Raw genomic sequence first — 12,338 nt, forward strand, 5'->3', positions numbered from 1 at the left:
ATGGATTCTCTTTGGCCGTGGAGTCGTTCTTTGGATTATTAGGCACTTTGTCTGGTCCCGCAGGCGGGAGGGTGCCTCGTTGATTTTCTGAATCGCTCTTACCAGCTTGACCGTCGAGTGATTGCGGCCCCCTTGAGGGATTAGAACTCATGATGCCTCCAAATGTGGACTTGAAATTGAGTGCCCAAGATTTGGAACCTCAACCCACCAAAACGTGCAGGCGAATCGACGAGCGGAGGTTTTGGCGTCGGGGAAAGAACGATTTTGCGTAAAGAATTTAGTGGCAGACAGTGAATGCTAACTCTCCACGAGATGAGCAATTACTGAATATGACCAATGCCTGCGAAGGCAAATGCTTGAATAGATGAAGTTTCATGACTTGCCCTTCGGTCGGTAAAGAAAAACAAACTTCGAATGATCGGAAGAACTACTTGCAGGAGACATTTTCAGGTGAAATCTCTCAATAAAATAATCTCGAACCTTGGCAGCAGCTTTCGCTGATAACGCCGGCTTCCAGAGCCATATGTCCACTTCCCGATCCACCACCTCAGCCTCAAACAGGGCGGCGTCAGGATCTTCACAAGTCCCGATGCACCAAAGGTCGATCTCGGTGCCAAACTCCTTCAAATAGCACAAAAATTCGAATTTTATTTGTTGGACGCTGAACGTTCTGTCCATACCGATCAGCTCCCAGCGGCCTGCCAGGGTGCTGGTCTTTGGTCATTAGCCCCCCAACGGTCAAGCAGCATTGCGCCTTGTTGCTTTTGCTCACTCGACATGTGTTCAAGAATTTGCTCAAGCTGAATCAACGCCGTCCCGACGCCGTGCCGAGCGGCCAAGGAAAGCCATACGAACGCTTGAACGCGGTCCCTTTCTACACCCAGTCCGACCTGATAGCAGTAGCCAAGGCGTGCTTGAGATGGATAGTGGCCCAACTGAGCAGCGCGCAGATACCAGCCGAACGCGCGAGGCTGATCGACATCTACCAATTTGCCATTTGAATAGACTGTGGCCAGGTTGAACTGCGCACCGCAATCATCGGCGGAGGCCGCTCGTTCGAGCCAGGTCAGCCCCTGCTCAATGTCCTTAACGCAACCGTCTCCCTGAAGAAGCATGGCACCCACATTGGTTTGCGCCTGGACGTTACCCGCCTCCGCTGCTTTCAGATACCAATCGAAAGCTTCTGTCATCGAGTAGGGTACCCCTGTCCCTGCGGCATAACACGCCCCTACCCACATCTGAGCAACGCAATCACCTTGCTCTGCCAAAGACTGAAACGCCTCAAAAGCCGCTGGGTAATTTGCTGCTGAGTACAGAGCTACCGCCATGTCGAGGCTGAGCGAATTCTTGGAGATGGATTCTCCGTTCATATGAGGTAATTCCTTACATTGCCAAAAAGCTTCAAGTCGTTCGGCATTGAGGCTTGCGCCGTCAATCGCTGCACAAGCTGCTGTTGCGCCCACAGCCCTGCGCTATCGCTCTGCAATGGATACTCATCATCAGAATGTTCCGACAAATCCCAACGCATCAGTTCTTTGTAATAAGCCGCAGCAAGCTCGCCTCGCTCATCAATAGACGTGAACCAAACTTCCAACTGGTCTCCCGCAGTGAAGGTATTTTTATCAATGAAAACCTGCACTCTGCAGACGGTTCTGCCTAGCGCAACCGGTTGTAGAATCACTACGCACAACTCGGTCGCCTTACGCAGCAACAACAGACCTGGGAATGTCCAGGCAACCTTCATTCCTGCTGAGGTACCAAAACCTATATCGAGGCCTTCACCATCTGCTGCAACGAAGTTGTCGACGGACAGAAGATGTTGGGCAAGCAGCTTCCAATTGCAGTCGTATTCTCGCCAGCTCGTACCAAGTCGGGTCCACTCACCCTTCGCTAAAAACATCAGCGATGCCTCGCTATCCTGGCCATTAAAAGCAGGGGCATTTGGATCTGTGTTCGCGAAAATTAGGGGCCCGATACTCGCCACCTGGACGGGTAACAATCGCTCAGGTCGCAGTCCCAGATACTGATAAGCTTGAGCATCGCTCTCCCCCGCCCCATCAGCCTTGATCGGCATGCGGTCACGACTGTAGCCACAGGACGTGAAAGAGCAGCGGGTTTTAGTCCCTCCCTGGCATTGATCCGGCACCACACGACAACCGCCGTGCTGCGCTTGATTGAATGCTCCCCTGAGTTCTCCGTCAGGATCGCGGCGCACATGTATCCCGTGATTCCCTAACGTAAACGGCAAGAGGTCTCCTATCTCAGAGACATCCTGTTGGGTGCCTACGCACACCCAGTCACGTGTCCAAACACGCTCATCTTCCAGATAGGCGAACTCTAAAGACCGATAAGCAGCCAATGGCAGGAGTCGAGCTTTGCCGAGTACGTCATCGCACTGTCGGTAGGTGGAGGGTGAGGACAGATCCAGAGCTTCATCGAAATAGCCCAATTCCGGTCGACGAGACATACGTTTCCTCCCGTATCTCTATGCAGATCCAGGGCGATTACCCGCCCCGGAACGCATTCAAATTAACGACGATGACGGTCTTGAGGAGCGTCATAATCCGCGCGACCACGGTAGTGGACTGCACCGGCTGGAGGCTCGGGCAGCGGACCGTCCATGGAGAATCGATCCAGAACGTTTTTCACCAGTCTTGAAATGTTGTTATCGCAATTGTTCCAGGGCAACGATCCGCAGAATGCGATCGAGCTAAATGCAAAGCACGCACCGCCATTAGGCGTTTCATGGAATGCGATGTCCGAGCGCACGCGTGGATGAGATGTGCCGTCGAGACCCTGCTGGTTGAAACCGAAGTCTTCCATAACGAGCAGATAAGCCTCGGTATGACGGCCGGCAGAAGTCGCCACAGTCAGCGTGTGTGGAGGTGAACCCAGCATGGTGTCGACGATGTCCAACTCAAGACCCGCAGCACCGCCGCCGACTAAACCAAAGTTGCCGAGATTTTCTTCGTAGCCAATACCCTCGAAAGCCCAACTCACGCGAGGATCGTTGCTATCCGGGGTTCGGGAGTAATAAGTGGAGATATCGAAACCTTCCGACGACATCCCCGTACCGGCGACAGAGTGGAGGTAGCGACCACGGAATCGCCACATACCACCCAACTCACCAGTGCCTTGGTGATAGTACTCACCAGGATCGGCACGCCAGGTACGAATACCTGATTCACAGCGGCGCATTTCGGTAAGGACACCGCGCCCCACGTCTTCGTAACCAGGATGGAACGAGTGGACCCAGTACCAGGCATCTGCCCCCATGTACATCAACCGGCCGCCCCGTTGGGTATAGTTGTGCAGAGCGTCGAGTTGATTGCCCGAGTTATGCTCCGGATGCGATCCGGTGATGATGACGTTGTAGTTTTCCAGCCGAGCAAGGCCTTCGTACGTCACATCCTCATCGGTAAAGACGTCGTAGTCATACCCCATCGTTTCTAGCCAGTAGACCAAGTGCAGGTCTGCCGGATATTGCCATGGCGCCTGCGCGAGGAAGTGGTCGTACTTAGGGCGAATACTGAGGATCGGCCGAAGCCGCGACGACATACAGATACCGCTACCGTCGGTGTGCGTGTCGTAGATCGAGCCGCCGTATTCACGATGCTCAGCCAGAAACATATTTTGTTGCTGCATAATCGGCACGCGATAGACAAAGAGCTCCGCCCCGCCTGCGTTTGAAGCGACATGTTCGTTTGCGTACGCCATGTAGCTGATGGTAGGCACCATCACAGCAATCTTGGATTGCTCCTTGCCGACTTCGGGCACTACCCAAAAAGGGATGTAGTCCTCATCGTTGTCAGAAGTGGTCACCTTGGCAGCGTAGAAACGACTTTTGGCATCCATCGGCACTTGCCATTCGAAGCTCACTTCCCAGCGAGCATCATCAACATCGTCGTCATGAAAATGGATCGCTCCGTACTCTTTCGGGGCTTTCGTCCAATCGAATACCGTCCCCGTCCAATTGTGACCAGTCAGCGCGCGAGTCGGGCAATTGACTAGACGACCGTCGAGGCGATAAGGACCACAGTCCTTTACGGACAGAGTATTGATGCCTTCGCTGAAGTCCCACGCACCTACAATGCATTTCGAGAGTTCGTCTGTGGGGCCGCTATGGCGGCGCTCCGTCAAGCCAGGCTGTACTCCTTGTTTCATGATCTCGATTTCAAAGCGCGATAACGCTCGATTACACAGCCGAGGGGAGTCGAGTTTACCGTTGTACTTGCCTGCAAAAACTACCCCAGGCGGCATGGATGATTGTGCCAAGGGGGCACTGTCCAATCGCTCGACATAAGCGGCCAAAGTCAATGGCACTGCTGCGTTTACGACTGGGCCAGAAAACACTTTACTGATGGGCGCAATCACAGGGTCCAGGGCGTACATGACCTGTGGTTCGTGATAAAGAATTGCCTCACCAGTATCCGCGTCAAAGGACGCCGCAAGGAAATGCCAGGCGTGGTCTCGCAGCGGCAACGCGGTAGCCAGTTTCTCGCCGTTGACCCGCAGTTCAGCGCAGCCATCTTCGTTAATGAACAAACCATACCCTTGATCGTTCGACCACTTGGTAAGCAAACCTTGTGGACCATGCTTCCAGTAACGAGGATGCGTTTTCGGGGCAGTTGGCCATACCCAGCACTGGAGGGTAAAGCTCTCCACATTTAGAGGCTTGGAATCTGCGACAAAACCATAAGAGCCGCCGTGAATGATCTGTTTGCGGCCTGCAACAGTACCTTGAAAGGCACCAGGAACCGCCCTCTCAATAAAACCCGGACCACGTGGGTTGGTATCACCATGAATCATCTGGACAATATCGGCCTGGAACTCCTCTGGGCCATCGCAGCTGACATAAAACTTGATCGTTTCTCCGGGATGAACACTAAATTTATCGGCGTATCCAACCAGTTTCATTGTGGACATCTTTGCTTGTCTCCAGAATTTCGGCGCGCAGTTTCCCGAGCGACACATAGTCGTCGCTTGTCGGCGTGGGTAAATTAGGTGGCAGCGTTAAGGGCTAAGGTGCTCTCAGGTCACCGGCCAGTTATCGTCCCTTCGCTTCCAGCCTTGATGAAAGTGCTCCGGCATACCAGCGTCTGCCGGCAATTCATCGAGCCGCATGAGAAAAATGTCATGCTGGATTTCCTGCTCGTCGTCATAGATCACGTCGTTGATGAAAGTGGGCGGTACACCCCGTATCCCTGACAGCCGTGCTATCCGCCATTGTTTCTCGATTTCGGTACACACAATGACCAGCTTGCCTGCGGGACTTTCCCCTCGCATGCGCAGGAGAATACGGCGCAGCTCAGGAAACTCATGGACTCCACCACTGACATCGGTAGTGTCTCCAGGAGTGGCGCAATACAAGACAGAGAATCCAGCAACGCCTTTCATAGAGTCGACACAACGGCGATGCTCTGCGATCAGTGCGTCACGTTCCGGAGTGCCTTTTGCAGGTATTGATATCATCGATCTCTCCTCTTCTTTATTAGGGCCAAACCTGGCTCTCGTTGGCATGGCCGTTACACGGTCATGTGTTTTTCAACAAGTTCGTCCGTTAACTCGTCAATGCTCCCCTGAGCAACAATCCGTCCGTTATCCATCATCAGAAACGCGTCGCTTAACTGGCGCGCCACCTTAATGTGCTGCTCAGTGAGAATGAGGGTGATACCGAGTTCTTTATTGAGCATCTTCAATTTATGCCCAATCTCGGCGACGATATTCGGCTGAATCCCCTCGGTGGGTTCATCGAGAAGTAGCATCTTCGGATTCACAGCAAGCGCTCTGGCGATCGCCAACTGCTGCTGTTGGCCGCCAGACAGTAAGCCGGCACGTCTATCCAGGTTTTCTGCGAGATAAGGGAATAGAGACAGGCATAGCTCAGGCACTTCAGTTTTACCGTCCGGACGAGCAAACGACCCAAGCAGGATGTTTTCGCGAACAGTGAATTTTCCGAATATTTGTCTGCCCTGAGGGATATAGCCAATACCGTGCTTGCATCGAGCATGAGTCGGTACATCCACAACCTCTTCGCCCAGCATCCGAATGCTGCCAGTCGTGCGGTCACAAAGCCCCATCAGGCTGCGCATCAGTGTGGTTTTGCCAACGCCATTGCGACCTAACACCGCAAGGCATTGTCCCTGAACCAAGTCGAAGGATATTTCCCTCAAAATCTGGGTTTTGCCATACCAGGAAGAAAGTCGCTCGATATTCATGAGCATCAGGCAACCTCCTCATCCGTGCCCAGATAGACGTCCCTTACCCTGCTGTCCGCCTCAATCACATCTATCGGACCTTGAGCCAGGAGCGTCCCCATATGCATGACGGTAACCACGTCAGAGATTTCGCGGACAAACCCCATGTCGTGCTCAACGACGATAAGCGTTGCACTGCGGCGAATCTCTCTGAGCAGTCGTGCAGTCTTTTCGATTTCGGCCTCTGTCATTCCGGCGATGGGTTCATCGAGTAACAACAGCCTCGGCTCTTGCATGAGCACCATGCCGATCTCGAGCCATTGGGTCTCGCCGTGAGAAAGGAGCCCGGCTTCCACTCGCAGCCGGTCCTGAAGCGCGACCATGTTGCTAACCTCATCAAGCCGAGAGTTCATCCCGGGGTCAGAAAATCTGAACATGTTGACAAATGGGTTAACCTGGCGGCTGTAGGCGACCTCGAGGTTTTCCCTCACTGTTAACTGCTTGAACACGGCAGGAATCTGAAATTTTCGACCGATGCCGCGTCGTGCGATTTCGTTCTCGCTGAGGCTAGTCATTTCATCGCCGTGGAATTTGACGCTGCCAGAGGACGGTTTCAGCCTGCCGGTGATCAGATCCATCAAGGTCGTTTTTCCTGCCCCATTCGGTCCAACCAGACAAGATAATGTCTGCTCTGCAACATCAAGACTGAACCCTTTGATCACGTGGTGAGTGTCAAAGCGCTTATGCAGATCGCGGATTTCCAGAACGCCCGTCATGCGCGATCTCCCGGCTTCAGATTCATCAACGACGCATCGTCTTGGGCGATCGTCCTCTTGGGGTCCAGCCTCGCCAGCCCCGCCTCCAACAAGCCAGTAAGGCCTTTGGGCAGAAAGCGCACTACCACTATGAAGAACAGCCCCAAAATCAAGATCCAGCTGTTGAGGAAACTGTCACCGAGATAACTTTGGCCACCCTGGATCAAGAGCGCGCCAATAATTGACCCCAACAAAGATAGTCTTCCACCTACACCAGCCCAGATGACCATGGTGATGCTGAACGCTACATCGAATTGAGCAGGTGACACGTACTGCACGATCATCGTGAAACAGCAGCCAGCAACAGCAGCGATGAAACCGGAAATCGTGTAAATGAGAGTTTCATAAAGAGCTACGTTGTAACCAAGAAATCGCACTCGCTCTGGATCGTTTTTCAAGGCCTGGACGATTTGGCCAAACTTGCTCTGGGTGAGTAATTTTCCCGTGATGGTCAAGCCAGCCAACAACGCGAACACCAGCCAATAGATGCCCGGCGCGTAAGGATCTACTGAGCGCCCGAATACCTGCAATGGCATTGGCGGGCTGATACCATTCGCCCCATTGGTGTAGGGCTGCACGTCCAATACAAGCGTTGCGATAGCGCTCAGCATCGCCAAAGAAATAATTGCGAAGAACGGTCCTGAGACCCGTGCCTGAAACATCAGCCCGCCAAATAACAGGCAAAAAAGTGTGGGTAGAGCGAGGGAGAGAAAAATACCGCCGCCCGTATTGTCAAAAAATGTCCAAAACCAAGGTAGATGATCCAGGCCATTATTGAGCATAAAGGGCGGTATCGGATTATTCACAGGATCCTGCGACTGCATTTGCATGGTCATTGCCATGCCGTATGCGCTGAGTCCAAACATTACCCCTTGGCCTAAGTTAAGAATCCCGCCTGTCCCCCAGCAGAGGCTGATCGATACGGCTAATAATCCAAATACGCCATAAAGTGCAAACTGATTAAGTACAAAAGCATCAGTAACATACAAAGGAATAACTGCTAATAAGGCAAAGAACAGCAGATAGATCGACCATTGGTATCTTCTGTCGTGATATAGGTTATTCAACATTAGAGTATCTCCTCGTCGCCACACATGAATTAGGGATTGCACTCCGTTTCACCGCCTTACTGCTCCGGATGTAAACAGCCCTTGTGGCCGAAATCTTAAAAAGATAACGATCAGGACGAACAATAAGAATCGCGCGAATGTGTCGTTGAATAGGTAGGCAAAAATGGACTGTATCTGTCCTGTCAACGCACTTGCAGCAACGCTGCCAATCAAGCTCCCACCACCTGTGACGACCACCAGAAAGGACTGCACAATGTAGCCGCTCCCCATGCTTGGCAACACGATGCTAAGTGCTGCGAACAGGGAACCTGCCAGGCCTGCAAGGCCCGCTCCAAGTGCAAACGTGTACATATAAACTCGGTCAGCATCGATGCCGAATGACGCGGCCATTTCTTTGTTCTGTGTGACAGCGCGAATTTTTATACCAAAATTCGTTCTGTAGAAAATCCACCAAAACCCCACAACCAGAGCAACAGTCATGGCAATTATCAACAACCGAAACGCCGAGAGACTGACAACCCCCATTTCAATATTGCTAGATAGAAAAGCAGGCATGTTGATATATTTTGGATCACTGCCAAAAATCATCCGCACGCCCTGCATCAATACAAGCGACACGCCCCAAGTGGCCAATAGAGTGTCCAAAGGACGACTATAAAGATAACGGATGAGCACTCGCTCAATGACCAGCCCAATTACGGCCACTATCACAAAAGACAATGGAATACATAGCAAAAACGAAACACCAAAATAGGCTTGCAAACAGTAAGCGCTATACGCACCTAGCATAATTAGCTCGCCATGAGCCATGTTAATTACACCGGCGGTGCCATATATAATGGTCAGCCCCAAAGCTGCAATCAACCAAATACTACCTATACTCAGCCCTAGCACCAGTGAGTTAATAAAATTCACCCACGAGAAGTCCATAGTTCTTTCCTTGCAGTAAACGTTCGATTCAATTTATTTGCAGGCAGGCTACGCTTATCTCGTTAAATGACGCTCTTGCGAATGGAACCATTTGGCGCTTTGAGCCCTTCGGCGGTACAGATCCCAGAGTCGGGGTAGATAGAATATGGATCGGGTGCCACATGCTCGTCAGCCTGGTTGACGATTTTGAAGCTGCCGTCTCCTTGGCATTGGCCAATTTTTGGGACGAGCCACGTATTGAAATTGTTCTCATCTACCCAAATCGTGCCCTCTGGCGAAACGTTCTCCTCCAGGCGTATGCCGGCAGCTGCAGCACGGATCGTTGCCGGTGTGACTTCCTCGATTCCATGTTGCCCAATAGCCTTTTCCAGTGCGGCTTTGAAAATATAAGCAGAGGTATAGGTCTCCTCCATGTTGTAGTGCGTCGTGCCGTTCTTGCCATATTTACTACCGAGAAAACTCTCGACAAAGCGATGATTCGTCGGGTTATCCAGGGCTTGAAAATAAGGGGCAGACAAGAAATGTCCTGCGCCAAACTCATTTCCCATAGCACGAGTTTCAATCTCCCCCGACGTGAGCGAGGCAATCGGCATTTTGTCGGCGCTAAAACCCTCCTGTTTAAATTGTCTATGAAACGCGATGTCGGATGAACCGACTACAGTGGAAAAAATGAAATCCGGCTTAGTGGCTCGAATCTTGTTCAGGACGGGCCCAAACTCTGAACTTCCTAGAGGAATATATTCCTCGCCGAGCAGTTCACCGCCGACCTCCTCCAACCATAATTTCGCGTTTTTATTTGATTCTTTCGGCCAGACGTAATTTGACCCAACGAAGAATACTTTCTTACCGAAATTCTTGACCATGAAAGGAATCAAATCTTTGGAGTGCTGATTAGCCAGTGGCCCCGTGCAGATAATGTTCTGGGAGCACTCAGCACCTTCGTAACATGTCGGATAAAAAAGCAGATTATTCTGGCTCATGACCGTGGGTAGCACGGCCTTACGGCTCGCGGAGGTATAGCATCCGAATACTGAAATGACCTTCTCACGTAGAATGAGCTCTCGCATTTTTTCTGAATAGACATTCATATCCGACTTGGCGTCGATGATTACCGGCTGGATCATTGATCCGTTAATGCCACCAGTTGCGTTGATCTCATCGAACGCGTATTGCAGTACCAGAGCAGAGTCTTCCTCAGGCACTGCCAGGCCGCCAGTAAGCGAGAAAAGCACCCCAACTTTTATTGGTTGCCCTTTATTCAGCGTTGCCCCCCAAGCTTCACGCGAACTAGGCAACAAGAGAGAGGGAGCAGCAACTGCCGCTGCCGAAGCGAGTGATACATTGCGAATGAAAGTGCGTCGTGTAATGCCCATGCCGTGTCACCTACCCCGTCGTGGTCTTAGATCAATAAGGTCAGTTGCAAGTTGAGTTCAACCTGCTTGACCCGCCTGCGTCTTTCGCTTTCAGGAGGTAGACTTTGCATCGACTATGCCAAAAATAAAATTCCCAAGGATAATTTTAATTTCCCTATAGGAATCTAAGTTTTACGGCATTTTTCTGTCGCTCCGCATTTTTTAGTCTCGTAACCGATCATTTTTTCCAGCGCACCATAATGATTCAACCTGCACCAGACAGAGTCAAAAAAGGGATAGGTAAAATGTTCGAGAACCAACGGCCCATCACCAAGCGAAGCCTTCATCAACGGAAAAGCAAAACCAACTAACAAATACGGGATATCAAAAAAATTTACGTATTCACATTCGATGAGGTAACCGCGTACGAGCGCGTGTTAACGTCGATAATTGCGGCTAAATCGCACAATTTAAGGGCGCCAGTATTCCGTCCAAGTGGAAGATTATTTTTATCGAATACAGGGCAGGCCTTCTGCCGAAGATCTGTGGGGTCGCTGCGACCCACCAATAGTATATTCAACCGATCTTTACACTCTCTTTCTTGCTTTCTACATGAGATCGCAAGCAACGTCTGGGCGCTGGGGCCTTATCTGATCAGGTAGCCCAGTTCATAGCGGCAAGCAGATCGCCCTACTCAAAAGCCCGCCGCGCAACCCTCTCCCGATTCCCGCTCAAACAGAATCGCCCCGAAACGGCGCTCAAGCGAAAGCCCAAAGGGTTATCACTGGCTGAGCGCCGGACGCTTCGTAAAATGGCGGATTCACTATGAGCAAAGCCAAACGAAAACCTCACAACCTCAAGACGCGCATTCACCTCGAGTAAATGATCGAACATTGCTACAAGGAACCAAGCGATTCGCCGAGCCTAAGCCGGATGGTGGCTTCTGGCTGGATCGCCATACCGGAAGTAAAATCGATGGATGAGCAGCACGCAGCGCGGATCCTTGAGACGGTGGCCGAGGAAGAGCCAAGGTTGCAAGTTCGCCCAAGTACTCGCCAAGTACTGGCCGATTTGATGGAGTAGTCAGCTATTACTGTGCAAGGCGAGGCGATGACCTTGACGATTTATCATCTGTATGCGATGGATTCAGCGAACTGCCAACCGATGCTTAATCCTCCGCGCCAATTGATCCAGATATTGCAAACGTGGCGTGGAAATTCAGACATAAAAGCCTACTCGCCATCCACAATGACCCTGATGACAAGATCATAGAATCAGGCTAATTATTTTCTTCATCGAATGCGTTTACCGATATCTCAACCGACAGATCGCCAGCGTTGACGCCAGCGGCCTCCAAAAACTCTGGAGGCGTTGATTCGTAGAAAACCGCGATGTACATCGCTTTCATTCGTATCAATGGTTACGTACTGTTCTTACTCAGCCGGAATAAAAATATTTTGGCAACTGAATGACTTTATCCATCATCTTCAAAACCATGGCTCACAAGGCCTCTACTGGATCCGGCTCCATGCCGGTCACCCGCAGCCCCCTAACCAAATTGCGACCACACTATCCAGCGCATGACCTTGCGCGCTTGACCAAGTAGTAACTGATTCCCAAAGCAATGATCGCTGCGCCCACATTATCGAGCTTAGTCACGCCATCGGATAAATGCCTTCCGGCCTGCACGAACATGAGGACAGCACCGATATACAGAATCACCACCTTGCACCGCTTCCAGATCATCTCGTCCTCCCACTTTGGGATTTAATGTACCAGAGCCAAATAGCCTTTCCACTACAGTCAAAACCCTTACAGATCAAGCATTTATGGGGGCACCCACTGCAATCGATGCCCAACAGTGCTTAGTCAGGTTTCACAATTCCCGGTAATCCCCCCATTTTTAATACTCGTCAAAAATAGAGGTCAGGCCACCAGGGCCAATTTCTGTTTAGGGGTTATGCCGCCGAGGGC

At 51.4% G+C, this 12,338-nt stretch carries 10 protein-coding genes; all 10 read right to left on the reverse strand.

The window, feature by feature from the left end:
* Positions 1–372: 372 nt before the first annotated feature.
* Positions 373–678 (reverse strand): hypothetical protein, encoded by a 306-nt coding sequence (locus NTD86_RS08635; protein WP_262201779.1) that lies wholly within the window; start codon positions 676–678, stop codon positions 373–375.
* 5 nt (positions 679–683) lie between these two features.
* The gene (locus tag NTD86_RS08640) at positions 684–1,370 is read right to left on the reverse strand and encodes a tetratricopeptide repeat protein (protein ID WP_262201780.1); all 687 of its coding nucleotides are present in this window, start codon (positions 1,368–1,370) and stop codon (positions 684–686) included.
* Positions 1,367–2,467, reverse strand: a complete 1,101-nt coding sequence (locus NTD86_RS08645; RefSeq protein WP_262201781.1) for a hypothetical protein — start codon at positions 2,465–2,467, stop codon at positions 1,367–1,369. The genes NTD86_RS08640 and NTD86_RS08645 overlap by 4 nt, the downstream gene beginning before the upstream one ends.
* A 62-nt stretch (positions 2,468–2,529) precedes the next feature.
* A complete protein-coding gene (locus tag NTD86_RS08650) occupies positions 2,530–4,926 on the reverse strand; it encodes a LamG domain-containing protein (RefSeq protein ID WP_262201782.1) in 2,397 nt (798 codons plus the stop codon).
* Positions 4,927–5,031: 105 nt separating this feature from the next.
* Positions 5,032–5,472 carry a hypothetical protein gene (locus tag NTD86_RS08655; RefSeq protein ID WP_262201783.1) on the reverse strand — a complete coding sequence of 147 codons (441 nt, stop codon included), beginning with the start codon at positions 5,470–5,472 and terminating at the stop codon, positions 5,032–5,034.
* 53 nt (positions 5,473–5,525) lie between these two features.
* Positions 5,526–6,224 carry an urea ABC transporter ATP-binding subunit UrtE gene (gene urtE / locus NTD86_RS08660; protein ID WP_262201784.1) on the reverse strand — a complete coding sequence of 233 codons (699 nt, stop codon included), beginning with the start codon at positions 6,222–6,224 and terminating at the stop codon, positions 5,526–5,528.
* Positions 6,224–6,973, reverse strand: a complete 750-nt coding sequence (urtD, locus tag NTD86_RS08665; protein WP_262201785.1) for an urea ABC transporter ATP-binding protein UrtD — start codon at positions 6,971–6,973, stop codon at positions 6,224–6,226. Before urtD ends, urtE begins: the two co-directional genes overlap by 1 nt.
* Positions 6,970–8,082 carry an urea ABC transporter permease subunit UrtC gene (gene urtC / locus NTD86_RS08670; RefSeq protein ID WP_262201786.1) on the reverse strand — a complete coding sequence of 371 codons (1,113 nt, stop codon included), beginning with the start codon at positions 8,080–8,082 and terminating at the stop codon, positions 6,970–6,972. The genes urtD and urtC overlap by 4 nt, the downstream gene beginning before the upstream one ends.
* 48 nt (positions 8,083–8,130) lie before the next feature.
* Positions 8,131–9,012 carry an urea ABC transporter permease subunit UrtB gene (gene urtB / locus NTD86_RS08675; protein WP_262201787.1) on the reverse strand — a complete coding sequence of 294 codons (882 nt, stop codon included), beginning with the start codon at positions 9,010–9,012 and terminating at the stop codon, positions 8,131–8,133.
* 62 nt (positions 9,013–9,074) lie between these two features.
* A complete protein-coding gene (locus NTD86_RS08680) occupies positions 9,075–10,385 on the reverse strand; it encodes a transporter substrate-binding domain-containing protein (protein WP_262201788.1) in 1,311 nt (436 codons plus the stop codon).
* Between the last annotated feature and the right edge of the window lie 1,953 nt (positions 10,386–12,338).

Source organism: Pseudomonas sp. 7P_10.2_Bac1, from assembly GCF_025465935.1.
In the GTDB taxonomy this organism is placed as follows: domain Bacteria; phylum Pseudomonadota; class Gammaproteobacteria; order Pseudomonadales; family Pseudomonadaceae; genus Aquipseudomonas.